General features: G+C 60.2%; 25 protein-coding genes. 10 read left to right on the plus strand and 15 right to left on the minus strand.

Annotated features, from left to right (window positions below):
- Window positions 1–66 precede the first annotated feature (66 nt).
- On the plus strand, window positions 67–492 hold the full coding sequence (locus B2P82_RS00495) for a hypothetical protein (protein WP_290494320.1): 426 nt from the start codon (window positions 67–69) through the stop codon (window positions 490–492).
- A 57-nt stretch (window positions 493–549) separates the two neighbouring features.
- Here B2P82_RS00495 and B2P82_RS00500 read toward each other — a convergent pair whose 3' ends face one another.
- Window positions 550–1,539: an AraC family transcriptional regulator gene (locus B2P82_RS00500; protein WP_290494322.1), complete on the minus strand. Its 990-nt coding sequence runs from the start codon at window positions 1,537–1,539 to the stop codon at window positions 550–552.
- 159 nt (window positions 1,540–1,698) lie between these two features.
- Between B2P82_RS00500 and B2P82_RS00505 the strand changes: the two genes are divergently transcribed.
- On the plus strand, window positions 1,699–3,135 hold the full coding sequence (locus B2P82_RS00505; protein WP_290494324.1) for an FAD-binding oxidoreductase: 1,437 nt from the start codon (window positions 1,699–1,701) through the stop codon (window positions 3,133–3,135).
- Here B2P82_RS00505 and B2P82_RS00510 read toward each other — a convergent pair.
- From B2P82_RS00510 to B2P82_RS00540, 7 genes are all read right to left on the minus strand, one after another.
- A complete protein-coding gene (locus B2P82_RS00510) occupies window positions 3,132–4,904 on the minus strand; it encodes an ABC transporter ATP-binding protein (protein ID WP_290494326.1) in 1,773 nt (590 codons plus the stop codon). The two genes, B2P82_RS00505 and B2P82_RS00510, sit on opposite strands and share 4 nt — an antisense overlap.
- A 4-nt stretch (window positions 4,905–4,908) precedes the next feature.
- Window positions 4,909–6,033, minus strand: coding sequence for an inositol monophosphatase family protein (locus tag B2P82_RS00515; RefSeq protein ID WP_290482692.1), 1,125 nt, complete (start codon window positions 6,031–6,033; stop codon window positions 4,909–4,911).
- A complete protein-coding gene (locus B2P82_RS00520) occupies window positions 6,020–7,366 on the minus strand; it encodes a TldD/PmbA family protein (RefSeq protein WP_290494328.1) in 1,347 nt (448 codons plus the stop codon). The genes B2P82_RS00515 and B2P82_RS00520 overlap by 14 nt, the downstream gene beginning before the upstream one ends.
- A gap of 44 nt (window positions 7,367–7,410) precedes the next feature.
- Window positions 7,411–7,797 (minus strand): MAPEG family protein, encoded by a 387-nt coding sequence (locus B2P82_RS00525; RefSeq protein ID WP_290494329.1) that lies wholly within the window; start codon window positions 7,795–7,797, stop codon window positions 7,411–7,413.
- An 83-nt stretch (window positions 7,798–7,880) separates the two neighbouring features.
- A complete protein-coding gene (locus tag B2P82_RS00530) occupies window positions 7,881–8,156 on the minus strand; it encodes a hypothetical protein (RefSeq protein ID WP_034811433.1) in 276 nt (91 codons plus the stop codon).
- Between the two features lie 120 nt (window positions 8,157–8,276).
- The gene (locus B2P82_RS00535) at window positions 8,277–8,588 is read right to left on the minus strand and encodes a hypothetical protein (protein ID WP_034811431.1); all 312 of its coding nucleotides are present in this window, start codon (window positions 8,586–8,588) and stop codon (window positions 8,277–8,279) included.
- Window positions 8,589–8,649: 61 nt separating this feature from the next.
- Complete coding sequence (locus B2P82_RS00540) at window positions 8,650–9,363, minus strand: fused DSP-PTPase phosphatase/NAD kinase-like protein (protein ID WP_051607503.1); 714 nt, start codon at window positions 9,361–9,363, stop codon at window positions 8,650–8,652.
- A 154-nt stretch (window positions 9,364–9,517) separates the two neighbouring features.
- On the opposite strand from B2P82_RS00540, the gene B2P82_RS00545 reads away from it, so the two are divergent.
- The 3 genes from B2P82_RS00545 to B2P82_RS00555 are packed head-to-tail and all read left to right on the plus strand — an operon-like array spanning window position 9,518 to window position 10,811.
- Window positions 9,518–9,892 (plus strand): DUF6249 domain-containing protein, encoded by a 375-nt coding sequence (locus B2P82_RS00545; RefSeq protein ID WP_206990885.1) that lies wholly within the window; start codon window positions 9,518–9,520, stop codon window positions 9,890–9,892.
- A 31-nt stretch (window positions 9,893–9,923) separates the two neighbouring features.
- On the plus strand, window positions 9,924–10,451 hold the full coding sequence (locus B2P82_RS00550; protein ID WP_290494331.1) for an RNA polymerase sigma factor: 528 nt from the start codon (window positions 9,924–9,926) through the stop codon (window positions 10,449–10,451).
- Window positions 10,452–10,460: 9 nt separating this feature from the next.
- The gene (locus tag B2P82_RS00555) at window positions 10,461–10,811 is read left to right on the plus strand and encodes a hypothetical protein (RefSeq protein WP_290494333.1); all 351 of its coding nucleotides are present in this window, start codon (window positions 10,461–10,463) and stop codon (window positions 10,809–10,811) included.
- On the opposite strand, the gene B2P82_RS00560 is transcribed toward B2P82_RS00555, so the two are convergent.
- Both B2P82_RS00560 and infA read right to left on the minus strand, forming a co-directional pair.
- On the minus strand, window positions 10,808–11,392 hold the full coding sequence (locus tag B2P82_RS00560) for a Maf family protein (RefSeq protein WP_290494335.1): 585 nt from the start codon (window positions 11,390–11,392) through the stop codon (window positions 10,808–10,810). The two genes, B2P82_RS00555 and B2P82_RS00560, sit on opposite strands and share 4 nt — an antisense overlap.
- A 5-nt stretch (window positions 11,393–11,397) precedes the next feature.
- Window positions 11,398–11,616, minus strand: a complete 219-nt coding sequence (gene infA / locus B2P82_RS00565) for a translation initiation factor IF-1 (RefSeq protein WP_011646371.1) — start codon at window positions 11,614–11,616, stop codon at window positions 11,398–11,400.
- Window positions 11,617–11,852: 236 nt separating this feature from the next.
- Between infA and B2P82_RS00570 the strand changes: the two genes are divergently transcribed.
- The 5 genes from B2P82_RS00570 (at window position 11,853) to B2P82_RS00590 (ending at window position 17,988) form a co-directional block, all read left to right on the plus strand.
- Entirely contained in the window at window positions 11,853–12,173 is a 321-nt protein-coding gene (locus B2P82_RS00570) for an ArsR/SmtB family transcription factor (protein WP_233347512.1), read from the plus strand.
- Between the two features lie 83 nt (window positions 12,174–12,256).
- Window positions 12,257–13,315 (plus strand): helix-turn-helix domain-containing protein, encoded by a 1,059-nt coding sequence (locus B2P82_RS00575; RefSeq protein WP_290494337.1) that lies wholly within the window; start codon window positions 12,257–12,259, stop codon window positions 13,313–13,315.
- 122 nt (window positions 13,316–13,437) lie between these two features.
- Window positions 13,438–15,720, plus strand: coding sequence for a TonB-dependent receptor (locus B2P82_RS00580; RefSeq protein WP_290494340.1), 2,283 nt, complete (start codon window positions 13,438–13,440; stop codon window positions 15,718–15,720).
- Between the two features lie 100 nt (window positions 15,721–15,820).
- A complete protein-coding gene (locus B2P82_RS00585) occupies window positions 15,821–17,116 on the plus strand; it encodes a spinster family MFS transporter (protein WP_034811417.1) in 1,296 nt (431 codons plus the stop codon).
- 8 nt (window positions 17,117–17,124) lie between these two features.
- The gene (locus tag B2P82_RS00590; RefSeq protein WP_290494342.1) at window positions 17,125–17,988 is read left to right on the plus strand and encodes an alpha/beta fold hydrolase; all 864 of its coding nucleotides are present in this window, start codon (window positions 17,125–17,127) and stop codon (window positions 17,986–17,988) included.
- Window positions 17,989–18,007: 19 nt separating this feature from the next.
- Here B2P82_RS00590 and mdoH read toward each other — a convergent pair whose 3' ends face one another.
- The 5 genes from mdoH to B2P82_RS00615 form a co-directional block, all read right to left on the minus strand.
- Window positions 18,008–20,200 carry a glucans biosynthesis glucosyltransferase MdoH gene (gene mdoH / locus B2P82_RS00595; protein WP_290494344.1) on the minus strand — a complete coding sequence of 731 codons (2,193 nt, stop codon included), beginning with the start codon at window positions 20,198–20,200 and terminating at the stop codon, window positions 18,008–18,010.
- Window positions 20,197–21,798, minus strand: coding sequence for a glucan biosynthesis protein G (locus B2P82_RS00600; protein WP_290494346.1), 1,602 nt, complete (start codon window positions 21,796–21,798; stop codon window positions 20,197–20,199). Before B2P82_RS00600 ends, mdoH begins: the two co-directional genes overlap by 4 nt.
- A gap of 263 nt (window positions 21,799–22,061) precedes the next feature.
- Window positions 22,062–22,955 (minus strand): 3-hydroxyisobutyrate dehydrogenase, encoded by an 894-nt coding sequence (mmsB, locus tag B2P82_RS00605; protein WP_290494349.1) that lies wholly within the window; start codon window positions 22,953–22,955, stop codon window positions 22,062–22,064.
- Between the two features lie 59 nt (window positions 22,956–23,014).
- Window positions 23,015–23,800: an enoyl-CoA hydratase-related protein gene (locus B2P82_RS00610; RefSeq protein ID WP_290494351.1), complete on the minus strand. Its 786-nt coding sequence runs from the start codon at window positions 23,798–23,800 to the stop codon at window positions 23,015–23,017.
- Window positions 23,793–24,782, minus strand: coding sequence for an acetate--CoA ligase family protein (locus tag B2P82_RS00615; protein ID WP_290494356.1), 990 nt, complete (start codon window positions 24,780–24,782; stop codon window positions 23,793–23,795). The genes B2P82_RS00610 and B2P82_RS00615 overlap by 8 nt, the downstream gene beginning before the upstream one ends.
- Window positions 24,783–25,058 lie beyond the last annotated feature (276 nt).

Consider the following 25,058-nt stretch of genomic DNA (forward strand, 5'->3'; position numbering starts at 1 on the left):
GCGCAGTTCAGGGGTTTTTTGTATCTGCTATCCAACCGCCCTCTGCTCGACGGCAAACTCTGGGGCATGGACACCCTGCTCGCTCCACTGGCTTCGCCCCTACCTTCCTGTCTGGAACCCCACCGGTTCTGGATCTGGCTGCAGATGGTCGCGTGGCGTCTCTATGTGCGCGCCGTGAAAGGCAGGGGCATCCCCTTCATGACGGTCATTGATCGGCAGGGAACCGTATACCTGAAATGGATCGGACATCCTCCGCACGAATTCCCGCAAGCTTCCGACGACCCGCTGGCCTTCACACCGTCAAAAGCCTTCCGCATCGCGCTTGGCGATCTGTCGTCCGCCCATCCGGGTGAGCGTGGGAGACTCAGCTCACCTACCACGAGCCCCCCGGCCTGCGCCCCCGTCAGCGCATCAGTCAGCTCACCTGTCAGCGCCTCGGTCAGCGCCTCGGTCAGCGCCCATGCGGCCGCTGTGCCCGCTCCGGACACCTGACCGAAACCCTTCCCCCGGAAAATTCATCAGCCCACCCAGCGCCCTCACAGGCGTCGCTCAGGCTTGTCCAATCGCGGGCGGACTGGCGCGGCGTGCCCGACCCGGCGTCTCTCCGACATGTTTCTTGAATGCCCGTTTGAAAGCTGCCTCGGAACTGTAGCCCACAGTTTCTGCCGCTTCCGCGATCGACACGCTGCTGTTTGACAGCAGGCTGGAAGCCAGTTGCATCCGCCAGCGCGTCAGGTAACGGGATGGCGGCTCGCCCGTATATGCCGCGAACCGGTCAGCCAGAGCCGAACGCGACATGCCCGCTTCCTTGGCCAGCTTGTACAGCGTCCACGGCTCAGCGGGGCGTGTATGGATCAGGCGCAGTACCGCGCCCACCCGCTCATCCCGTAGGCCCGAAATCCAGCCAACCGAATCTTCACTCAAGGTCTCGATATAGTGGCGCAGCGTCTGAACGAACATCAGCTCGCTCAACTTGGCCAGAACCGTCTGGCTGCCGGCTTCCGGGCGCTCATCCTCGTCCAGCGCCGAGACGATCAAATTCTGCATCAACGCCCATGTACTGTCGGTGGGCCGCACGATCATCATCCCTGGCAAGGCGCTCAGCAGCGGATTGAATGGCCGGGCATCACAGCCGAAATATCCGCAAACAAACGTTGCGGGCGTGCCGTCTCCGCCAATCTGGACGTGATTATAGGGCGTCACGCGCTTGGCCGCATCCCGATACGGCTCCACGTCAACCTTTGGGATCATGTTCGGCTTCTGATCGGACGCGATGAAATGCTCTGCCCCCTGAGGCAAGATCATGATCTCGCCAGACCGCAAGGTCTGCGGTTCGGTATCGCCTGCGGTTGACCACGCCCACGCATCGCCATCAATCATCACGTGAAACGGAATCACATGCTGAACATGCGGCATCACGATGGAGCCGATCTCGTCCATTGACGGGTTGGTTGTCACCCAGGGCGCCGACGCATTGACCTTGAAATAAAAGGCCGCTTCAAATCGAACGGCACTCAAAACCTGCGATAATACATCCATACGCGTCCCCCTGAGACCGAAACGGTCTCGATCCGAGCCACACTCTGGATGAATGAGCATTTTTTCCGGATGCAGGAGAATTACGTATTTAGGGCAACAATGCAAATATCCTCCCACGAACAGCGCGATTGTCGTGCTTATGGGGGACGGGGAAACGCAATGACCAATGTTGTAATCAATACACTGGGCGGGAGCACGCAAAGCTATTCCGCAAACGAACTTCAACAGTCGACCGGATGCCGGATCATCACGCCGGAAGCCGATGACTATGACGCGCGCCGCGCCATCTGGAACGGCATGATCGATAAACGGCCGGCTGCCATTCTGGTCGCCAGGGACGAAGCTGGCATCGCCGCTGCGGTAAGCTTCGCTTCCACCAATGGCTTGCTTATGTCGCTGCGCTCTGGCGGACACAATATCGCCGGCATGGCGCTTTGCGATGACGGGCTCGTGCTCGACATGCAGGACATGAAGGCGGTCACCGTCGATCCGGAGGCCCGGACGGCGCGGGTTCAGCCCGGCGCGTCTCTCGGCGATGTCGACCGGGCCACACAGGAATTCGGACTGGTCGTGCCAACTGGCATCAATTCAACAACAGGAATAGCCGGGCTGGCGCTGGGGGGTGGATTTGGCTGGGTGACGCGGAAGTATGGACTGACGGTGGATTGCCTGAAATCCGTACGGCTCGTGACCGCTTCAGGCTCGATCATCACTGCAAGCAAGACTGAAAATTCCGATGTATTCTGGGCCCTTCAGGGTGGTGGTGGGAATTTCGGTGTCGTCACCGAATTCACATTCGACCTGCACCCCGTTGGCCCGGAAGTGTTTGCAGGCATGCTGGTCCATCCGATTGCGGATTTTCCAGATGTGACCCGCGCACTTCAGGCGCTCGTTGCAGACGCGCCGGACGAACTGACCTGCTGGGCCGTTTCGCGCAAGGCCCCGCCCCTGCCTTTCATACCTGAGGAATGGCATGGCCGTGAAGTCATGGTGGTTCCTTTCTGCTTTATCGGTGATCTGAACGCTGCAGAGGCCGCCACATTGGGCGTGCGCTCCATCGGAAATCCGATTGCAACTCATTTTGGCCCGATGCCGTTCGCCGACTGGCAAACCAGTTTCGATCCGCTGCTCACCGAAGGCGCACGCAATTACTGGAAAAGCCATGATGTCGCCGCCTTCAGTGACGCCGCCATCGACATTATACATGAAGCGGTCAACAATCTGCCTTCGGATGAATGCGAGATTTTCTTCGGGCATGTCGGTGGCGCTGCGACGCGCATTCCGGCGGATGCCACGGCTTGGCCAAACCGTCAGTCCCATTTTGTGGTCAACGTCCATACGCGCTGGCAAGACCCGGCCGATGACGGAAAATGTGTTCAATGGGCCCGGAAACTGTTCCAGGCATTGGAGCCCCACGCCATGGGTACGCGCTATGTAAACTTCATTCCCGAGGGGGACGAAGCCAATAATCTGGAAGACGCCTTTGGGGAAAATCTTGACCGGCTTGTACGCATCAAGGAAGCAACCGACCCCGACAATCTGTTTCGCACGAACATCAATCTGACGCGCAAGATACCAGCCGGGGTGGCCGGCTAGCTCAGCTGGAGCTCGACCAAGCGCTTATAGGCGCCACTGGAGGCCATCAGCGCGTCATGCGTGCCTTCCTCCACCGCGCGGCCGTCTTCCATCACAATGATGCGGTCGGCCGCGCGAACTGTAGAAAGGCGATGCGCAATAATCAGCGTGGTGCGGCCCTTGGAGAATTCCGCAAGGGCCGCCTGCACTTTTGCTTCGCTCTCGGCGTCGAGGGCCGATGTCGCCTCGTCCAGCAACAGGATCGGCGCACCGCGCAGGATCGCCCGCGCCAGGGCCACGCGCTGGCGTTGGCCGCCGGAAAGGTTGCGGCCCATCTCGCCTGCAGGCGACTGGTAGCCGTCCGGCATCGACATGATGAATTCATGCGCATTAGCCGCCTTGGCCGCCGCCTCGATCTCTGCATTGGTCGCGCCAAGACGCCCGAGCGCAATATTGTTCTGGACCGTATCGTCGAACAGCGCTGAGTCCTGCGCCACCAGCCCGATATTGGCCCGGAGCGTATCGCCCACAATGCCGCGCACATTCTTGCCATCCACGCTTACCGCGCCGGACTCGGCATCATAGAGGCGCATGAGCAGGTTGAAGACAGTCGACTTGCCCGCGCCCGACGGGCCGACAATCGCCACCGTCTCGCCCGGCGCGGCGACAAAGGACAATCCGTTCAATGCCCGCGTGCCATCCGGATAGGCAAAGCTGACCCCATCAAACACCACATGTCCGTTGATCCGGTTCAAGCGCTCAGCATCTGGTGCATCCGCAATATGAGTCGTCGCGTCGACAATCTCGAACACGCGATCGGCTGCGGCGCCGCCTTCCTGCGCCACAGCATTCAGTGTGCCGAGTGCGCGCAGTTCCGGCGAGACGATGCCCAGCGCGGCAATGAAACCGAGCAGGTCGCCAAGGGTCATTGCCCCCTGCGACATACGCCAGGCCGCAAAGCCGAGAATTCCGGCCAATGCAGCGCCACCCGCAACTTCAAGAATCGGGTCAACCGCCGCCCGGTCCGTCAGCACTTTCAAGAACAATTTGGAGCGCTCCACAAAGCCCTGCCGCGCACGGGATTTCTGGTACGGCTCAAGCCCGTAAGCCTTCACCACCCGCGCCGATTGGAAGCCTTCCGACAGGAGCGATGTCACCTGCCCGACCTGCTTCTGGGCCTGTTTGGAGCGTTTGCGAATGCGGTTGCCGAGGCCGATGACCGGCCCGAACGCAATCGGATAGGCGACCAGCAACAGCAGGGTCAGCTGCCAGTCGATGACCAGCATCACACCGAACATGCCGATCACGGTGATCGTGCTTTTGGTGAAATTGTTGGCAAAGCGCAGCGCCGCATCGCGGATCGCGTTCACATCATTGATGAAGCGCGAGACAAAGTCGCCGGACGCATCCGCCGCCACACGCGCATAATCACCATCGGTCAGGGAATCGAACTGGCTCGATTGCACCGACACCAACCCGCGCTGGACGCCGGTATTGTTGAACAGGGTCATCAGGTAGAGCGAGAGCGCCCGCGCACAGGACAGGGCCACGATTGCGCCGCCGATCCACCAGATCCAGTCAGGGCCGGACACGGGCACCTGCGCCTCATCCCCGAAACTCGCTTGCAGTCGATCGCCAAGCATCTTCAGCACCAGCGAATAGCCCATGGCGCTGAGCGAGGTCAGCAGGGCCATGAGCGTGCCGGCGGCGAACCAGCCGATATGCTGGCGGAAATAGGCTGCAAACAGGCGCCTCAGGCTCCCCTTCTGCTTGGGGGCCTTAGCTGTCACCACCTCAGACGTGATGGTGGTCTCCCGTTTCCGGGTCCAGCAGCTTGTGAGCGTGCAGGATGAAATAGCGCGTTTCGGCATTGTCGACCGTACGCTGGGCAGCATTCTTCCAGGCGTCGTAGGCTTCCTTGTAGTTCGGGAAAGCCCCGACAAAGTCGACCTTGGACAGGTCTTCGAATTCCACTTCGGTCACATCCTTCAGCTCGCCGCCGAATACGATGTGGAGAAGTTGTTTGGTCTCGCGGGTAGTATCGCCCATTTTGGCTGGCTCCGTAGTCGCTGGAGGCACCATTTTCGGCGCCCTTTCCTGTGGGTCAGGTATATCCACAAATTCTGACCTGCGCACTAACAGAGGATGCAGGGCGTTTCCAGAAGCAATAACGCTCCTTTGTGCAGGTACTGCCCGGTTGAATATGAGTTTTTCGCCGCGATGTGTCGTGGCAACACCACCCGCTTCCTCGATGAGGATCGTGCCCGCAGCCAGATCCCAGTCCGCCTTCTGACCCAGAACGAGCGTTGCGTCCCATTTTCCTGCCGCCACGAAGGCCATCCGCAACAGGGTGGAGTTGGGCTTCGGCCGGGCGACGGTAACGGGCGGCCAAGGCTCCGGCCAGCCTGGGTGCTCCAGCATTGTCTCCGCCGCAATCAGGCGGCAACCTGCCTCGGCGGCGCACTCACTGACCCGGATGGCGGCGCCGTTCAGAAACGCCCCCTGCCCGCGATGCGCCTCGTAGAATTCGTCCAGTTCCGGCGCATACAGCACCCCGCCCACCGAGATGCCCTCTTCCACAATGGCAAGCCCGATGCACCAATGCGGATCACCGCGAATATAGGCGCGGGTGCCGTCAATCGGGTCCACGACCCAGCAGCGATCCTTTTGGCGCGCATGGGGATCGTCGAGCGTCTCTTCGGACAGCCAACCATATTCCGGACGGAAGCGTGTCAGTCGATCCGAGCAGAGCTGGTTCACGGCCATATCGGCTTCGGTCACCGGACTACCGCCGCTCTTGTGCCAGGTCTCTGCCGTTTGGCCGCCGAGCATGAAGGACTGCGCCAATTTCCCGGCTTCCTGCGCGAGCTCACGCAGGATTTTCATGTCTTCAAACAGGGTGCGGTCAGCTACCCGCAAGACTCATATCCTCGATGAGAATGCTCGGCGCGTCCCGCGTTCCCCGGAACTCAAGGTCCGAGGCCGGGATCAGCCGCGCAAACATGGAAGGCAGGTCACCCGCGATGGTGACTTCGGACACCGGATAGGCAATCTCGCCATCCTCGAACCAGAAGCCCGACACGCCGACCGAATAGTCGCCATTGTTCGGATTGATGGACGGCCCGAACATGTCGGTTACCAAAAGGCCCTTGCCCGCCCCCTTGACCAGTTCGCCGGGAGTCTTGTCTCCGGCCTTCAGGTAGAGGTTCGACGTGGTCACGCCGGGAGGATCGCCAAAGCCGAGCGCGGAAAAGCCGTTCGGCTCCATGCCCAGCTGGCGCGCCGAAGAGGAATTCAGCAGCCAACTGGTCAGTCGGCCATTATCGATCAGGTGAGTTTCCTGCACCGGCAGGCCTTCACCATCATGGCTGCGCGAACCCATGCCCATCGGGCGGAATGGATCGTCAATGATGTGGATACCATCCGCGAAGACCTGCTCGCCCATCCGGTCTTTCAGGAAGCTGACACCGCGCGCAACTGACGGGCCGGAAATCGCCCCCAGGAATGCCCCTATGAGACCCGCAGAGACCCGCCGATCATACAGGACAGCGGCCTTCTGCGTGTTCAGCTTGCGTGAGCCAAGGCGCGAGATCGTGCGCTCACCTGCCGTGATTCCGATCTCGGCAGCTGTCGGGCGGTCTTTCTTGAAGCGGACTGACCAGCTGTCATAGTCCCGCTCCATATGGCCATCGCGCTCTGCCACCGCAGCAAGGCCAAGGCTGGTCGACGTGCCTGTCTTGAAGGCGGAAAAGCCATTGCTGGCCGCAACCCAGCGCGAGGAACGGTTCCAGGATGCGCCACACCCGGCGACCGTCTTGATGCCTTCAATGCCCAAGGCGGCTGCTTCGGCTGTCAGCGCTTCGGATTCCAGGATGTCGGCGGAGATTTCCGGTTCGCCGGTCAGATCCATGTCGAGATCGCCTGTCGCCAGCTTGTCCGCATCCGGCAGGCCGCAATATTTGTCTTCGGGCACAGCGCCCGCCATCGCCACGCAGCGTTCCGCGAGCGCCTTCAGCCCTTCCGGCGACAAATCCGCGCCGGATACGTGCGCCTGTCGCTTGCCATACAGGCAGCGAAGGGCGACCGAGCGCCCCTCTTCACGTTCAATGCTCTCCAGCGCGCCGTCGCGGACGGAAACGCTTACGCCTTCGCTCTCGCCAATCCGGGCGTCGGCAGCGTCTGCACCTTCCTTTCGGCAATGGTCCAGTAGTCCGGCAAGCAATTCGGCCGGCGGTATCTTGAAATCAGCCATTCTGGCTAGATGGACGCTGCGCTCGCCTCGCGCAACTGCGCAAATCAGGCGAAGGCGTGGTACAGGATCGCCAGCGCCGTCAGCGCCATTGCAATCCAGCTGAGCAGGATGCCTCCGGCCCGCATGGCCATGATTGTCACGCCAAGCCCGATGACATGCATCAATCGCCCGAGCGTGAAGACGCCACCTGCAACATGGATGGCCCAGGCCGGCAGTCCCATCAGTGCCAAAATGACAAGGCCGACCAGCATGGACGGGATGTATTCCGTGGCATTGCCGTGCACACGCGTACGCAATTCCAGCATCTCATTGCCGCCGGTCCCGACCGAGACTTTGGCCGACTGCCGCACGGACACGACCCGGAACGCCAGATAGATCAAGAGCAGCATGTTCACGGCGACATATACGCCGGCCACTTCAAGTGATGTCATTGTGGTTTCCTCCCCATTTGAAAAAGGCCACCGACGCGAATCGATGGCCTGTTCTTATTCAATCGTGATTCTGATTGAGTCGCTCAGTCGTCGCGACGCGCATCAGGCAAGCGGTCGTTTATGTCATCGCGAATATCCAGCAATGTCACGATCAGGCCGCAGACGAGGCTGGCCGCGATCCATCCGCCCACTGTGAACACCGCAAAGTCGGCCACTTGAGCAATCGTATCGGTCAGACCAAGCAACTCGCCCGTAAATTCACCTCGATTGTAAAGGCCAAGCGCGATGCCCCCAACGATGATCGCAATGTATGCGACATAGACCATCGTGCGGAAGCTATTGATAATAAAGAACTTCATGAGATCCCCTTCCTATATTCCAAACTAATTCTATGCAGATTGGTGCCACCCGTCGCCCAATTACACGCGAGAAGCGAACTTCCCATGACCGGGCGACGTCGATTTTGCGACAGGCCCAGATTATTCATCGTCTGCCACCGCTAGTTCGCACGAAATCATTGCGGTCAGCGAAGATGCAAATTCGAGCTGGTCAGCCATGGTCAGGGATTCCACGAAATCCTCGACATCGCGCTTCTCGCGGCCGATCGCAGCGGCTGTGCGCCGAAACAGGTCCGGACTCAGCTTTTCTTCCATGGCACCCGTGATACACGCGCAGGTCTCCGGACCTTCACCATCGGCGATGCAGGCCTCGGTCAACATTTCACGGTCGGATTTCTGGCTGCAGGCGGCAAGCATGGCCAAGCAAAGGCCGGTCAGGATCAGGACGCGCATTCTGGCAGCTCCGGTATCTGTTCGGCTCAGCCAAGCACGAAATTAACTAACAGGAAAGCAACTATTCCCGTTGCAGGATCTTGTCGACCTGGATGCCTTTTCCGAACTCGCGCAGGAAACTTTCCTTCACTTCCATCCGGTCATAGTCGTCTGAAACCCAGTCGAGAAAAGGTTTCCAGTCTTCAGGCGCGCGCCCGGCATTGTAATCGGCATAGGCTTGGAAAAACGCGTCCAGCATGCCGGTCTTGCCATGTTTGACGTGAAGGTATTTCAGCGACAGCTGCTCCACCGCTTGCTCGAAAGGAACCTTTTCCCGCAACAGCTTGTAGAGCACGGACATCAGCCCCGCACGATCTGCGCCCGACTTGCAATGCATGAGAGCCGGGTATTCGATCGATTCGAACAAGTCTTTCGCTGCGAACAATGCCTCTTTCGTCGGTGTGTCGCGGGAGAAGACCTGGAAATCGACCAGCGTGATTCCCGCTTTTTCGCAGGCCTCCTTCTCCAGAAGGTAATAGCCCTTGGTGCTTTCCCCGCGCAGGTTCAGGATGGTGCGAATGCCGAGCGTCTCGGCATATTCAACCACCTTCTTGGGCGAGGGCTGGTTGGCGCGCCACATCTCCGGCGAAATCTGGTGCAGGTTCGAGAACGCTGCCCGCAGAAACCCGTGGTCTCCCCAGACCAGTTCCCGGCGCGCGCGGGCACGACCCTGCGTCGTCGACAGGTCCGGCGCTATATGCGGCTTGCGATTCTTTTTCGATCTCAGCTTTACCATTGCCCCGCGATTAGCGGTCGGGCCCGCCATCGGCAAGCACAGGCGACACAAAGAAAAAGTCAGGTGCGCTGCATCCAAACACGCCTCTGCCGGCATCTACCCTACAAAGGCGCCGAACACGACGCCCCGGAACAAGCCTGAAGGAGCTTTTAAAATGAGCGAAGATATTGTTGTCCCCGTAGTCTTTTTTGGTGCCATTGCCGGGATTGTCTGGTTGGTTAGCCACTACAATTTCAAGAAACGCCTGACCCTGCATGAAACTGTGCGGCATGCGGTCGACAAGGGCCAGGACCTGACCGGCGAGACGATGGAAAAACTCGCCCTGATCACCGATCCGGTCCGCGCCGATTTGCGCCGGGGCGTCCTGTTCCTTGCCGTCGGAGTGGCCTTCGGCTTTCTCGGTGTGATGGTTGGCATGGAAGAAGGTGAAGCCGTCAAACCCATGATCGGCGTCGCATCCTTCCCTGTCTTCATCGGTCTGGCCTATCTTGGTCTCTGGGCAGCGAGTCGTCGTGGGCAACAGGGTTGAGCTGAGGTTGGTTGCCAAGGGAGGGCGCGACATGCGCAGCGATCCGGACCTGGCCGCAAGCGCCGCACGAGGCCATGAGGCAGACTTTGCCGAACTCGTGCGCCGCCATCAGGCCCGCGTGCGCGGCATGGCGCGGCGCCTGACCGGCGCGGCCAGCGACGGGGATGACATCGCGCAAGCGACGTTCCTGAAGGCCTGGCAGAAGATCGGTTCCTATGCCGGCGGAACCTTCTCGGCCTGGATCTGCACAATCTGCTGGCGCGAATATCTGCAAGCCCGCCGAAAGCAGAAGATCGAGATAGAGTTTGACGAAACGGCAGAGATCATTCCGTTCGAGCGCACCCAGTCCGATCAGGTCGGTGAACAGATGGACCTCAATCGGGCGCTGAATACCTTGTCTGAAGCCCAGCGGGTCTGCGTGGTGCTGTGCGTCGCCTCAGGCCTGTCCCATCGCGAAGCGGCCGAGGCCACCGGCTGGCCGCTTGGCACGATAAAATCCCATGTAACGCGCGGCGTGGCCGCGCTCCGCAAACACCTTGAAAGCAGCCATGTGGCGTGATGGAGTACGATGATGCGTGACCAGGAAACCTATTCAGACCTGACCGATCTCTTCACGGCGGAAGACCGCGCGCTGGATCCGGCCCCGTTCGTGAATGACGTGATGGGCGGCATTCGCCGAAAATCCCTCTTTCGCAAACTGGTGCTGGGCGCTGTCGGTATGGTGGGTGCTGGCGTGGCGGCCGTGCAGTTACCGAGCTTGCTGACGGGTTGGAGCGGGCTCGATACACTGGTCACCCAGACTGTTACCGATGCCCAGCAGGATGCCAGCCTGCTCGCGACGGCCGATCCGATATGGCTCATGGTAGGCGGCGTGGTCGCGCTGAGCCTTCTGGCCATAACGGCCTGGGAGAAAGCCTAGGCCTTCACGCGCCAGCCCATGCCTTCCAGCAGGGCTTTCGTCTCGTAGAGCGGTAGGCCGACAATCGCCGTGTAGCTGCCATTGATATGGGTGATGAAGGCGCCGGCCATGCCTTGAATGCCATAGCCGCCCGCCTTGCCCTGCCATTCGCCGCTGGCAATATAGGCAGCGATTTCCTGATCTGTCAGGCGCTTCACCTTCACCCGAGCAAGCACGGTACGGCTGCTCACGCGGCCATCGGGGGCTTTCACGGCGATACCGGTAAGACATTGGTGTGCCCGGCCTGAAAGAAGCCGCAGGAAGGCCTCGGCCTCTTCCGCATCGGCAGCTTTTTCGAGGTTTCTCTGGCCCAGCGAAACCACGGTATCCGCGGCCAGCACAAACCCAGCCTCCGGACAGGCCATGGCCTTCTCCCGCGCCAGCCTTTCGGCCAGCGCACGCGGAGATTCGTCCTTGCGACGGGATTCGTCGATGTCAGTGGGGCAGATCGCGTCCGGCACAATCCCGATCTGGGCGAGCAGGTCTCGCCGCCGGGGACTCGCACTGGCGAGGATCAGGGGAACATGCCCTGAGGACGCCATATCTCTTATTTGAAGCGGTAGGTGATACGACCCTTGGTCAGGTCGTAAGGGGTCATCTCAACCATGACCTTGTCCCCGGTCAGCACGCGGATGCGGTTCTTGCGCATCTTGCCAGCCGTGTGGGCAATGATTTCGTGGTCGTTCTCGAGTTTAACGCGGAACGTCGCGTTCGGCAGCAGTTCCACGACTGTGCCTTCGAATTCAATCAGTTCTTCCTTCGACATGCAGTCTCCAATAAAGGGCGGTCCATTGCGCCGCCGAAACGCATATAGGGGGCGCATAAAGGTTTGCACGGATTCCGGCAAGATTTGAAGTTCAGCAAAATGCCCCGTCATGCGGGCATTTTCAGCGTATTCCCGCGCGTCTCCTGCAGACGCGACCCTGTTCCGCACCATCTTAATGCTTATATTCGCATATTGGCTGATACGCCGCCCGCAACAATAACTACGAGCACAACCTGATGAAAGCCCAGCACAAACCCCAGACGAAGGATGCCTTTGACCTCATGTCGGAGCGCATTCACGAGGCCTCAGAAGTGCTGAAGGCCATGTCGAGTGATACGCGGTTGAAGATCATGTGCGCGCTGAATGAGGGCGAGCACCCTGTTCATCAGCTGGCCGACATGACCGGCCAATCGCATTCCGCTGTGTCCCAACACCTGGCAAAGCTGCGTGCGGCCGGTCTGGTCGAAAGCCGCCGGGATGCGCAGACGATCTATTATCGTTGCGCGGGCGGGATCGGCAGGGCGCTGGTCGACACGCTGTGCGCCTATTACCGCTAAGCCTGTTGCAGCAACGCCATATTTGAAAACATCCTTTTGAATCAGGATACGTTTTCGATACAGATTCCTGCTATAAGACCCGCATGTCGCAGTCACTGACCCGGGCGAGTTTCGAACTCCACCAGATTGAACCGATCCTGTCATGGGCCGGAACGTCGGGTGTGGACGTTGACGGCCTGCTGGATCGACTGGGCATCGATCCGGGCAAACGCACAAGCCAACCCGGCACGCAGATTGATCTGGTCGACTATTATCGCATCCAACGCGAGATCGCCCGGTCCTTCGACGACCTGACTGCGCAACTTTCTGAACGAAAGCTGCTCTACCAGACCGGCACATTTGTCGTGACGCAGATCCAGGCGGCCTCGACCCTGCAAGACGCAATCCGGAGCCTCGCTTCGCATTTCAACATGATGCATGGCGGGCGCTACAACTATGTCCGCCAGACCGACTCGATGCTGGCGCTGGTGGTGGATGATTCGACTTTCCCCTATCGCTTTCGCGATGATCGTGCGTTGACGCATTTCGTCGGCGACGCCTTGCTGATCAAGACTCATGCCCTGCTCGACAGCCTGACCGGCGGCGCCGCAGGCCGGGCGCTCAAACGGGTGAGCCTGCTCAGGAACCGGAATGATGACGGCAATGGCCAGCTGCAATTCTGGCAGGTGCCCATCGGCTACGGTCATGCAGCCTATGAGCTGATCTATGATATCGACATAGCCTGCGAGACCATTCCCGCCACCCCGGAAGTCGATCTGACCGCTGACGGGATTTTCGCGCGCGTCATCCGCCATCTTGAAGCCATCGCGCCTTCTTCCGACTCGCGAAGCTATTCGGTGCGCACAGCCGACCTGATCTCGGATGGACACGAAACCCAGCAAGCTGTCGCCCGGCATCTGGACGTGAGCGTTGCAACCTTGCGCCGCCGCCTGAGTGAAGAGCACACAAATTTCCGGGACATCCTCCAGGAAAGCCGCGCCGAACGGGCCGGCCTGATGCTGGCACAAGGCACAAGCGTCACCCAAGTTGCGGAATTTCTTGGCTATTCCGATGTGCGCGCCTTCAATCGGGCGTTCAAGAAGATGCGCGGTGTTTCGCCTGCCGTCTATGCCAGGTCCAGCATGGAAACAGCTCAAACCTGACGCGCCTGAGCGAAAATGTTCACTTGCGTTGAGCCCTCAGGTCATCGCCCAAGCGCGCATGTTCTGGATAACTCCCGTCAAATACAAAGAATACTCGGGAGGAAAAATTGGGAAATCACAAAATGAATACGCTGAGATTCGGTCTCGTGTCGGCGCTGGCGCTGACCGCAGGCCAGTACGCTGCGCATGCGCAGGATGCGGATGATGAGGCCCCGGAAGAGGCCCGCACGCTAGGCCGGGTGACCGTCACCGCCCAACGCCGCGAAGAAGACCTGATCGATGTACCACTGTCCGTTTCTGCGTTCAGCGCGGACCAGCTGGAAGCCACCGGCGCGGTCGATATCACGTCCATCCAGCGTTCGACCCCGAACGCAACGATCGAAGTGGCGCGCGGCTCCAACTCCACCCTGATCGCCTTCATTCGCGGCGTCGGCCAGCAGGACCCGCTCTGGGGCTTCGAGCCCGGCGTCGGTCTCTACGTTGATGATGTCTACATTGCACGCCCACAAGGCGCGATCCTCGACATTTTCGACATCGAACGGATCGAAGTCCTGCGCGGACCGCAAGGCACGCTCTATGGCCGCAACACGATTGGCGGCGCGATTAAATACGTCACCGCCAAGATGGACGACGAGCCGGACCTGAAAGCCAAGGTCAATGTCGGCTCCTACAGCCAGCTCGACACGATCGTATCCGGTTCGGTACCGCTCAGCGACACATTCAAGGTCGGCGGCGCGATCGCCAACTACCAACGCGACGGTTACGGGGAGAACCTCTTCACCGGCGCAGACCATTACGACAAGGACGTCCTCGCCTATCGAGTAAGCGCCGAATGGGCACCGACCGACTCGCTGTTCTTCCGCTTTGCCTATGATAAATCTGAAGACGACTCCAACGCCAAGCATGGCCATCGCCTGATCCCGAGTGGCGACGGCACCCTGCCGGTCACGGATAATGTCTATGACACCCGCGCCGGTATCGGTGATGACAACTCTGTCGAAACCGAAGGCTACTCCCTCACCGGCGAGTGGGACGTCAATAACGAGATCACGCTGAAATCGATCACGGCCTATCGTGAAGGCGCAACGGTTACGCCGATCGACTTCGACGCCCTGCCCGGTCAGGATTTCGATGTCCCGGCTTACTATAATGACGACCAGTTCAGCCAGGAATTCCAGATGCTGTACAATGGCGATCGCCTGTCTGGCGTTGCTGGCATCTACTATCTTGATGGCAGTGCCGACGGCGCATTCGACCTGTTGCTCAGCGCGCTGGGCCTGACGGTCTATCAGGCTGGCAAGCAGGACAAGGAAAACTTCTCCGTCTACGGCGATTTCACCTATGATGTGACTGACCAGTGGAGCGTGTCCCTCGGTGGTCGCTTCACCAAGGATGAAACCACTGCAGACGTGACGCGTGAGCTGTGGCTCGGCATGGGCTCCGGCTCGTTCGATCCGACCAATACCAGCTCGATCTTCTTCGTCACCCAGACCGGCTATGAAGGCCTGAACCGGGAAGACGAAGAGTTTACTCCGCGCATTTCGGTTTCCTACAAGCCAACGGACGACCTGAACATCTACGCAACCTACGCTCAGGGCTTCAAGGCAGGCGGCTTCGACCCGCGGGCACGTGCCGACCTCGACACGCTCGGACTCTCACAGGAAGGCTTCGGACCGGAGAAGGTCGACAGCTATGAAATCGGTATCAAAGGTAGCTTCTTCGATGATCGCCTTTTGCTGAACACAGCCGTCTTCTTTGCTGAATATACCGATCAGCAGATCACAGTTCAGAGTGGCGCCGATTCCGACAATGACGGCGTGAACGACACCTTTGTTTCCTCGGTCTTTAATGCGGGCTCATCGGAATACACCGGCCTCGAGCTTGAGGGCAGCTGGTTCATCAATGATGAGTTCACCCTGATGGGGAACCTCGGCTATATCGATGCTGAAATTCAGGAAATCCTGTCCGCCGGCACCAATATCGCCGACCAGTTCGTGACGCAGAACACACCGGAACTGCAGGGCCAGGTCTCGCTGAATTATATGCGCGACTTCGGGCCCGAATTCGGTGCGATCTCGATCACAGGATCGGCTTCCTATCGCGATGCTTATTACCTCTTCAACGTGGAGAACCCAGGCTTCGCTCCGGGCACAAATGTGCTGTTCCCGAATGGGGGTCCGGCGCTGGATCCGGACTCCTATACGCTGCTGGACCTCAGCTTCGTCTGGACGTCGCCGTCCGAGCGCCTGCGCTTCGGTATCCACGGCCGGAACCTGACGGACGAGGAATACCGCGTCGCGGCCTACAACTTCGTGACGCCGAGCCAGCTTGGCTTCGACAGTGCGTATTCGGCCTTCTACGGCCCACCGCGCACGCTTACCGCCTCAATCTCGGTCGACTTCTAGTCAACCGAGCGGGCCGGCGACCTTTACCTCCGTAGGTCGCCGGTCCCTCCCAAACCTTGCAGATACCGGTAACCGCTTCGGCGTAGCCTGAAGGACAGCCATGACCGATCTCGCGGCCCCACCCTCTTCGACGTCCCGTAATGCATCTCGCGCCTATGTGCTGGCATTGCTTACGCTGGTCTACACATTCAACCATATCGACCGGCAGGTCCTCGTGATCCTGCTGGAGCCGATCAAGGCCGACCTGAAACTGGACGACGCTCAACTCGGCTTGCTGACAGGCCTCGCTTTTGCGGCTTTCTACGCAACCCTCGGCATTCCGATGGCAATGTGGGCCGACCGGGGCAATCGCCGCACCATCATTTCTCTGTCACTGGCCGTCTGGTCGGGTATGACCGCCATCTCCGGCCTCGCACAGAATTTCTGGCACTTGCTGGTCGCCCGCATGGGTGTTGGCGTGGGCGAAGCGGGCGGTACTCCACCTGCCACATCCATCATTTCTGATCTCTACGCGCCCCACGAACGCGCCACCGCGCTCGGCATCTATACGACGGGGATTGGCTTCGGCATCCTTGGCGGCTTCGCGCTGGGCGGTTTGGTGTATGAAGCGTTTGGCTGGCGCGCGGCATTCTTTATCGCGGGTATACCGGGCCTGATCCTCGCCCTGCTGGTTCGCTTCACACTGAAAGAGCCGAAACGCGGTGCTATTGAACAGCGCGTCGATGATGGCGAAGCACCATCGATTGGCGAAACCCTGAAATTCATTTCAGGTCAGACCTCATTCCTGCTGTTGCTGTTAGGCTGTTGCCTCATTTGTGTCTCGGCGAACGCCTTCCTTGTCTTCACGTCCAGCCACCTCCAGCGCACATTCGATGTCGGCCCCGGGGATGTCTCCATCCCACTCGGCCTGTTGATTGGTGGCGTCGGCGGGGTCGGTGCAGTCGTCGTCGGCAAGATCTGTGACCGCATGTCTTCGAAGAACCTGGCCTGGCGCCCGTGGACAATTGCAGCCTGTGGCGCACTTGCCCTGCCATTTGCATGGATGTTCCTTCAGGCAGACAGCATCGGCCTTGCCTATGCGTGGAACGTGGTGCCCAGCTTTGTCGGCCTGATCTATGCCAGCGTTGCCTATACGGCCTCTCAGGAATTGGTGGGTTTGCGCATGCGCTCCTTCGCATCTGCCTTCATGCTGCTCTGCCTGACCCTGATTGGCATTGGCGGCGGCCCGACCTTTGCTGGTTGGCTCAGTGTTCAGTTCTCTGATGCGGGTTCGACAACCCCGCTGAAATCGGCGCTGGAGATCATCCTCCTGCTGAACGCTGCGAGCATCCTCTTCCTCGTCCTGTCGGGACGCTATTATGCCCGCGACGCTGCCCGCGCGGCCAAGCTGGTCTGAGCCCCGCCATGGAAAAACGGGATATCTACTACACTGCGCATGACGGACTGAAACTCTACGCCGCCGAGTATGGCCCACATGACAGCAACCTCACTGTGCTGTGCATGCACGGCCTGACCCGAAACCATAAGGATTTCGAGCCCATGATACGCGGCTTGGAATTACCCGCCCGGTACATCTCGGTCGATGTGCGCGGGCGCGGACGGTCGGATCGCGACCCGAGTGGCGAGACCTATGCGCCACCAGTTTATGTACAAGACATGGCTGCGCTGATTGCGCACCTGAAACTGGACAATCTGATCCTGATCGGCACATCGATGGGAGGGCTGATGGCCATGCTGATGGCCAAGGCTTTCCCGGATAAAATCAAGAGCATCGTGATCAATGATGTCGGACCCGAAGTAAATCCCGCGGGCCTCAAACGCATAGCCGGCTATGCTGGCGGGAATGAAACATTCGACAATCTGGACGATGCCGCTACAGCAATTGGCCGAACACAGGCGAGCGTCTACCCGGACTATAACACAGACGACTGGCTCGAATTTGCCAAGCGAACTTGCACGGTACGCGATGATGGGAAGATCATATTCGACTATGATCCGGTAATTGTGCGGGGCATGGGCAGTACGAAGCCGAGCTGGCGCGTCAACTTCGCGATGTGGCGTATCTACTCGGCGCTCAAGGCCATCCCGCTACTGATTGTTCGCGGTGAAACCTCGGATATCCTCACAGAAAAAACCGCGAACCGCATGCTGAAGCGGCATAAGGGCAGCCGATTGCTGACTGTGCCGGGGCGAGGCCATACGCCGTTCCTCAATGAGCCGGAGTCGCTACATGCGATCAGGAAGTTCATCTCAACAACGCTTAAGTGACACTTCCAAAATAGAGAAGTCAGGTGCCACTTCGCTGTCCTCCGCTGGAGGTTGTCGTACGCCCGCCTGCTCGCTCGCTGGACATCAGTCTTTCATAAGCAGAGACATCCCCGGCGACCCGCCCGGCAACGGCGAACCTGAAACTGATGCTTTCAAGATCCTGTGAGGAATTCAGGATAGCCATCAATTCAGCTTTGGATATGGCCTTGATATATTCTTCAAGCGTGAGCACGCGTGTTACACGCGCACGAGCGAGCGCCAGTGGTTCGTGAACCTCGTGTCGCTGCAAGGGCCAATATGGATCAATCAGCGGTCGCCGCTTCCGCTGGCTGACGCGATCACGCAATAGGGAAACCATGTCGGTCTTGGGCAGCGCTGAAAAAGCGCGTACTTCCGCCCAGGACAGGCCGACGCTGTCCGGCAGACGGACCTCGACAGGGCTGACCAGCAAACCTGCCTGACGTGCCCTCTGCCCCGCCGACTCTTTCGCGGTCCAATAGGATAATGGAGCCGCAAGGACCATGCCGACCGTTGCCGGAGCCAGCCATGCCGCATAGACGGGTGAGATTGCGGTAGCCGCCATCATCAGCGCCGCACCCAGCAGCGTGGCTGGAATATTATGGCGCAGCGTCGCAAGGAAGCTGTACCCGCCCTGCGCGCGTTCCTGCGGCGACCATCCGCTATCCTTGCCCCGGAAGACATTGATAACTGCGCCCGTTTGCGTCGCCATGAGAATCGGGGCGATCAGGACCGACAATGCCGTCTCCGTCAGAGCGCCAAGAATCGTCTTGCCGGCGCCCACGCTCCGACGCCACTCGCGCGACACCAGTCCGTAGACCAACCCATACATCTTGGGGGCGAACAACAGTCCCATCGTGACGAAGAAGAGGGTCAGCGCACGCTCAGAGTCGATCACCGGCCAGGTTGGGAAGAGCGATGCCTCATCCCCAAAATACGCGGGTTGCATGAAGCTGTTCTGGAGCGACAACAGCATACCAAGTGTGATGAAGATCAGCCAGAGCGGTGAGGCAAGGTAGGAAAAGATGCCCGTGATGAGATGAAACCGATTGGTCCAGCTGAGCCCGCCTGTTTTCAAGAGAACCGCCATGTGCTGCATATTGCCTTGGCACCAGCGTCGGTCGCGCTTGACCAGTTCAATAATAGTGGGCGGCCCCTGCTCATAAGACCCACCGATTTCGGGGCGAATTTCCACATTCCAACCAGCGCGGCGCAAGAACGCAGCCTCAACGAAGTCATGGCTCAGGATTGAGCCGCCAAAAGGCGCTTTACCTGGCATTTCCGGCAGTCCAGCAGCCTCAGCCAGAGCTGAGATTCTGATGATGGCGTTGTGTCCCCAGAAATTTCCTTCATTCTGCGCCCACCAAGCCATCCCACCCCCCAGGATCGGGCCGTAAAGCGCAGACGCAAATTGCTGACAACGTGCCAGCAGGGTACGTCCACCGACTAGTTGAGGGATGGTCTGGATCAGCGCAGTATGAGGCGCGCGCTCCATCTCCTCCACAAGATGCACAATCGTGTCGCGCTCCATATAGCTGTCAGCGTCGAAAACGATCATATGGTCGTAGCGCCCACCCCATCGCATAACGAAATCACGAATGTTACCGGACTTGCGATGGTGATTGATTGTGCGTCGACGATAACGAACAGGAACATTGCCCCTGACCGTCTTCAACAACTCTGTATACGCCACCTCTTCGACGAGCGCAATTTCGGGATCAGTCGTATCGCTCAGGATAAAACACTCATAGATACCCGGTGCATCTTCGAGCATCCGCGCCGTAGCGGACACAGTTGCGAAGACATCTTCAACCACCTCATTGTAGATTGGAAACGTAAGGACGGTGCGCACGTTTCGGATACAGACGGGGTCAGCCGAGCGCGCCGCATGCCTTGGCGTCACGGCACAGGCAAAGCCAATGGTTGCGTTCACGAAGGCAAAGCAAATCCAGCTGATATTGATTGCGAACACAAACAGCAGAACCCATTCCAGCAATGTCATTCCCGACACGGCCAGAACCTCGTACATCTCCCGCGTGGTCCAAAGGGTCAGAAGAACTGAAGCCCCCAGCACGAACAGCTTCCGCCAGACATGAGACGTGGTGCCAGCCCGCACCCTGGCGATCCGGGACTGCAAGGGCTGGTTGGGCATGGTAAGCGGAAATTCCGTCGGGCGCGGGCGAAGGTTCGTCATTTTGTGCTCCACCGATAAAGCCACGTCTCCGTCAGCGGGCGACCACCCCGCACCACAACTGCACGCAGTTCCGCCATGTCCGCGCCTTCGGGATCGAGCTCGAAACTCATCCGGTAATTGTCACTGGAAGGGTGGCGACGCATCACCGGATTGAGGATCTTTCCTGCTGATGTGCTGATCTCCAGCTCGGCATTCTCGAAAAATCCTTCCGGGACATCCTCGTAGTCGAGCACGAACATGCGTGCCTTGCCGCCTGGCTTACGGCCAGCACGCGTGTCCGACACGGACATGACTTCGGCCAGGGCACCCGGCCTGTGTCCCCAGTTCATCGTATAGGAAATCGTATGTGTGCCACCAGGTCGCCAACCGGATGCCGGGCGCCAGAATACGGCGACATTGTCATTGTACTCGTTCACAGTCGGAATCTCGACGAGCATCAACTGACCTTCGCCCCAGTCTCCATGCGGCTCCACCCAGACGTCCGGACGCTGATGATATGCGGCCTCAACATCCGAATAGTCATCAAATTTCCGATGCCGCTGCAGCAGACCAAAGCCCATCGGCTGTGTTCCTGCCAGCACCGATACTTCCAGATCGGCGGGGTTCTGGAGAGGACGCCAAACCCATTCGCCGTTCGACATCTGGATCGCCAACCCCTCGGAGTCGTGCACGGCTGGACGAAAATCGTGCCCTTGCTTGACCACGTCATGAGGCGAGAAATAGTACATGGAGGTCAGTGGCGACAGGCCGACACCATCGATTTCCTTTCGGGGGAAAAAAGTCGCCTCCACTTCGACTTGGGTGCGCGGACCCGCCGAAACCTCAAAGGCAAACGCGCCCGTTACGCTCGGGCTGTCCATGAGCGCGTATATGGTGACACCCTGAGACGCAGGGTCTGGACGGACTACCCAAAACTCGCGGAACACAGGAAATTCCTCCCCATCCGCAGATGCGGTTCCAATACCCAGCCCCCGCGCCGATGCGCCGTACACGCTGCCCGCTCCCAATGCCCGAAAGAAACTAGCGCCCTTGAAGCTGAGCACTTCATCGAACTTCCCGGCCTTGTTAATGGGCGCCAGCAACCGCAAACCGGCAAAGCCGAGTGTTTCCTGCGTCTCCTCGGACAAGGGCAAATCCTTGAAATCAAATGCGTCGGTAGAGTAATTATGGGGCGTGACTGTATCCTCGTCGATAATGTTAATGCGGACCTCTTGATCAAACAGGTAGCCACGAGGATCGAACAAGACACGCGATCCTGTCGCAGGGTCGGACCACCCCATGTCGCCAGCAACCGGAAGGATGCGTCGGTACTGATCATAGTTCAAACGCTTCGCATCATCCGGAAGGGGTCGAGATGGCTCATATGGCTCTGCGGCCAGCCGCCGGGCCTTCTGACGTATCTCAGGCAAGCCGAATGCGGCCACGGTATTGGCATCCGCCATATCTTCGGGCTGAGGCCGCACCGGCACGGATGCCGGCTCGGGCTGGACGCGTTCCAAGTTGTAGATAGATGAAGGTGCTGGCTGGCTCTTGGCTGGCGGCACCTGCTCGGATGGCTCTGATTCTGACGGGAGGATCGGCGCCTCATCTATAGCCATCGGAGCTGATGTATCATCGGCGGGAGAACACGCAACGAGAAGCATCGCGAGTGTGAACACACGAATACATTTCGGCCGAAACAAAAATTGCCTGCTCAAGTCTCACCTATTCGCCAGCTCGCGCCCCCATGATCCCCATCATGAATGCTGCAGCGCAATACATTCCGAGACGAATGAATGAGCGAGCCTGCGAATGGTTGCAAAATGGGCCGCCCGATCCGGGATTGGTCGGATCATGGGCGGCCCAACTTAGCCAATTGAGTCTAGTCTAGTCGTTGCTGGAGATCCTTCATGACACCTGAAAAATCGAGCCCGCCATGCCCTCTAGTGTCGAGATCCTGATAGATTTTTTCCGCCATTTCACCCAGCGTCACCTCTGCCCCGGCGGCCCTTGCTGCAGACGCCGCCAGATGAAGATCTTTTAACATCATCGCGACCGCAAAACCGGGCTGATAGTCCCGGTTTGATGGCGCGGTGGGCACCGGCCCCGGCGCCGGGCAATAGCTCGTCATGCTCCAGCACTGGCCGGAGGCTGTGGAGGAGATATCAAAGAAGGTCTGCGCGTCGAGACCCAGCTTTTCCGCGAGATTGAACGCTTCACATGTGCCTATCATTGAGATGCCGAGCAGCATATTGTTGGCGATCTTGGCCGCCTGGCCGTTCCCGCTGCCGCCGGCATGGAAGATATTCTTGCCCATTACGTCGAGGATCGGCTTGGCCTTGGCATAGGCTTCATCGGGGCCGCCCAACATGAAAGTCAGCGTACCGGCATCTGCCGCAGCCGTCCCGCCGGAGACAGGCGCATCCGCCATCAGGAAGCCTGCCGCGTCGGCCTTGGACGCCGCTTCGCGGGCATCCTCCACCGCAATGGTCGAGCAATCAAGAAAGAGCGCGCCCTTGGCTGCATGGGCCGCCACGCCGTCATCGCCGAAATAGACCGACAGGACATGCTTGCCGGCTGGCAGCATGGTGACCACAATTTCGGAGTCCTTCACCGCATCCGCAATTGTGGCCGCAGCAACTGCCCCATGGCCTTCAGCGGCCTTCACCGCCTCGGCATTGAGGTCGAAGGCACGGACCTCATGGCCCGCCTTGCAGAGATTGACACACATGCCCGAGCCCATGTTTCCGAGCCCGATAAATGCGATCTTTGTCATGCGATACTCCCTTGTCCCCGCGCTCTTGCGGCGCGATGTTTATGCACTCCGGTGCAGGCCTATTTGTCCTTGAAGTCCGGCGCGCGCTTCTCTGTGAAGGCGGCCATGCCTTCCTTCTGGTCTGCGGTTCCAAACAGGCCCTGGAACAGGCGGCGCTCAAACTTCACGCCTTCTGCGGTCGAGACTTCCAGCGCGCGGCCAACCATTTCCTTGGCGGCCATGATGGACGGGATGGAATAGCCGGCGATTTCTTTCGCCGCGCCCATGGCCGTGTCCATCAGCGCGTCATGCTCCACAACGCGGGAGACGAGCCCGATCCGGTCTGCCTCTGCGGCGTCAATCATGCGGCCGGTGAGCACCATGTCCATGGCTTTGGCTTTGCCGACGGCCTTGGTCAGGCGAATGGAGCCGCCCATGCCGGGCGTGACGCCCAGCTTGATTTCCGGCTGGCCGAACTTCGCCTTTTCGGACGCGATGATCATGTCGCACATCATCGCCAGCTCACAGCCGCCGCCGAGCGCGAAACCATTCACCGCCGCAATCACCGGCTTGTTTAGGTCGCGCAGTTCCTGCAGGCCGGCGAAGCCGCCGACGCCGTAGTCGCCGTCGACCGCGTCGCCGCCGGCCGCCGCCTTCAGGTCCCAGCCGGCCGAGAAGAACTTGTCACCAGCCGTCGCGATGATCGCCACCCGCAGCTCCGGGTCGTCGCGGAATTCCTTGAAGATCTGCCCCATGAGGCGACTGGTCGCCAAATCGATGGCGTTGGCCTTGGGGCGGTCGAGAGTCACCTCCAGCACGCCCCCCTTGCGCCGGCTGCGCACGACATCTTGCTTGGCCTCAGGCATGCGGGGCCTCCCTTCGAACGATGAGGGCATCGGCGGCGAAGGCGCCTTCGCCCTCGGCCGATACGATCAACGGATTGATTTCCAGTTCCACGATAGAGTCTGCCTGCGCCAGCACAAGGCTCTGGACCGCCGCGACGGCATCGACGGCGGCCGCCACGTCGCCGCTGGGGCGGCCGCGATAGCCGGCCAGCAGGGGCGCGCACTTCAGGCTCTTGAGGGCCGCTTCGATCTCCTCGCGGCGGGCGGGCAGCAGCAGGGTCACGGTGTCACGCAGCAGTTCGACCAGCACGCCGCCGCTGCCGAGGGTCATCACCGGGCCGAAGGGCGGCTCGACGGTGACGCCGACAATGATCTCCGCCAGGGGCGCGGGCACCATGCGTTCGATGTAGAGGCCGTTTCCAAGCTTCGAGAGGGCTTCGGCGGCCTCGCGCAAGGCCTCCGGCGTTGCGAGGTTCAGGCGGACGGCGCCGGCCTCCGTCTTGTGCGCGAGGCCGAGCGCTTTCAGCGCGACGGGATAGCCGATCTCCGCGGCCGCGGCGACGGCCGTGTCGGCATCGGTAACGCGGCGGCCGGCAGGTATGGTAACCCCGTGTGCGGCCAGCAGGGCCTTGGCGGCGGCTTCGTCCAGTGTCTCCCTTGCCGTCGTGCCGGCGGGGTTCGCGGTGGCGACAGGCTGCGGCGCCGCCTCCCGCCAAGCCGCGCCGATGGCCGCCGCCGCCTCTGCCGCCGACAAGGCGTCGTCGATGCCGCAGAGCGGGGCGATGCCGCGGCGGACCAGTTGATCCGCCTGCTCCTCGGAGAGGTTTTCCGGCAGGCTCGCGACCAGCGCGCCCCTGGCGCCATGGGTGGCAAGGGCGGCCTCGAAGGCGCGCAGGGTCGGCCACCATTCGGCATCGCTGCAGCGGTCGCCGCGCGGGAAGTCGAGGACCAGCAGGTTGAGATCGAAGCCGGCGCCGACCATGGCGCTGAAGGTCGCCGTCATGGCCGCCTCGTTGGCCCAGATGAAGGTGTGGTAGTCGAGCGGATTGGATACCNNCCGCGACCAGCGGGCCGAGCGTGGCTCTCACGGCTTTCGCCTGCGCGCCATCGAGGGCGCGGAAGCGGACGCCGCGGCCTTCGGCAGCATCGGCCATGACCGAGGCCTCGCCGCCGGAGCAGCTCATGGAGGAGATTGCCGTTCCCGCCAGGGGACCCGCCACGTGCAGCAGCTTCAGTGTCTCCAGGAAGGCGGGAATGCTGTTGAGGCGCGCTATGCCGA

It is taken from the genome of Hyphomonas sp. UBA4494 (assembly GCF_002388935.1).
Classification (GTDB): Bacteria; Pseudomonadota; Alphaproteobacteria; order Caulobacterales; family Hyphomonadaceae; genus Hyphomonas.

What these genes read in the sequence shown, in the direction of transcription:
- B2P82_RS00495 (WP_290494320.1), top strand. Translation starts at nt 67, where the DNA reads ATGGACACCCTGCTCGCTCCACTGGCTTCGCCCCTACCTTCCTGTCTG.
- B2P82_RS00500 (WP_290494322.1), bottom strand. Translation starts at nt 1,539, where the DNA reads ATGGATGTATTATCGCAGGTTTTGAGTGCCGTTCGATTTGAAGCGGCC.
- B2P82_RS00505 (WP_290494324.1), top strand. Translation starts at nt 1,699, where the DNA reads ATGACCAATGTTGTAATCAATACACTGGGCGGGAGCACGCAAAGCTAT.
- B2P82_RS00520 (WP_290494328.1), bottom strand. Translation starts at nt 7,366, where the DNA reads ATGGCTGATTTCAAGATACCGCCGGCCGAATTGCTTGCCGGACTACTG.
- B2P82_RS00525 (WP_290494329.1), bottom strand. Translation starts at nt 7,797, where the DNA reads ATGACATCACTTGAAGTGGCCGGCGTATATGTCGCCGTGAACATGCTG.
- B2P82_RS00530 (WP_034811433.1), bottom strand. Translation starts at nt 8,156, where the DNA reads ATGAAGTTCTTTATTATCAATAGCTTCCGCACGATGGTCTATGTCGCA.
- B2P82_RS00535 (WP_034811431.1), bottom strand. Translation starts at nt 8,588, where the DNA reads ATGCGCGTCCTGATCCTGACCGGCCTTTGCTTGGCCATGCTTGCCGCC.
- B2P82_RS00540 (WP_051607503.1), bottom strand. Translation starts at nt 9,363, where the DNA reads ATGGTAAAGCTGAGATCGAAAAAGAATCGCAAGCCGCATATAGCGCCG.
- B2P82_RS00545 (WP_206990885.1), top strand. Translation starts at nt 9,518, where the DNA reads ATGAGCGAAGATATTGTTGTCCCCGTAGTCTTTTTTGGTGCCATTGCC.
- B2P82_RS00550 (WP_290494331.1), top strand. Translation starts at nt 9,924, where the DNA reads ATGCGCAGCGATCCGGACCTGGCCGCAAGCGCCGCACGAGGCCATGAG.
- B2P82_RS00555 (WP_290494333.1), top strand. Translation starts at nt 10,461, where the DNA reads ATGATGCGTGACCAGGAAACCTATTCAGACCTGACCGATCTCTTCACG.
- B2P82_RS00560 (WP_290494335.1), bottom strand. Translation starts at nt 11,392, where the DNA reads ATGGCGTCCTCAGGGCATGTTCCCCTGATCCTCGCCAGTGCGAGTCCC.
- infA (WP_011646371.1), bottom strand. Translation starts at nt 11,616, where the DNA reads ATGTCGAAGGAAGAACTGATTGAATTCGAAGGCACAGTCGTGGAACTG.
- B2P82_RS00570 (WP_233347512.1), top strand. Translation starts at nt 11,853, where the DNA reads ATGAAAGCCCAGCACAAACCCCAGACGAAGGATGCCTTTGACCTCATG.
- B2P82_RS00575 (WP_290494337.1), top strand. Translation starts at nt 12,257, where the DNA reads ATGTCGCAGTCACTGACCCGGGCGAGTTTCGAACTCCACCAGATTGAA.
- B2P82_RS00580 (WP_290494340.1), top strand. Translation starts at nt 13,438, where the DNA reads ATGAATACGCTGAGATTCGGTCTCGTGTCGGCGCTGGCGCTGACCGCA.
- B2P82_RS00585 (WP_034811417.1), top strand. Translation starts at nt 15,821, where the DNA reads ATGACCGATCTCGCGGCCCCACCCTCTTCGACGTCCCGTAATGCATCT.
- B2P82_RS00590 (WP_290494342.1), top strand. Translation starts at nt 17,125, where the DNA reads ATGGAAAAACGGGATATCTACTACACTGCGCATGACGGACTGAAACTC.
- mdoH (WP_290494344.1), bottom strand. Translation starts at nt 20,200, where the DNA reads ATGACGAACCTTCGCCCGCGCCCGACGGAATTTCCGCTTACCATGCCC.
- B2P82_RS00600 (WP_290494346.1), bottom strand. Translation starts at nt 21,798, where the DNA reads ATGGCTATAGATGAGGCGCCGATCCTCCCGTCAGAATCAGAGCCATCC.
- mmsB (WP_290494349.1), bottom strand. Translation starts at nt 22,955, where the DNA reads ATGACAAAGATCGCATTTATCGGGCTCGGAAACATGGGCTCGGGCATG.
- B2P82_RS00610 (WP_290494351.1), bottom strand. Translation starts at nt 23,800, where the DNA reads ATGCCTGAGGCCAAGCAAGATGTCGTGCGCAGCCGGCGCAAGGGGGGC.
- B2P82_RS00615 (WP_290494356.1), bottom strand. Translation starts at nt 24,782, where the DNA reads ATGACGGCGACCTTCAGCGCCATGGTCGGCGCCGGCTTCGATCTCAAC.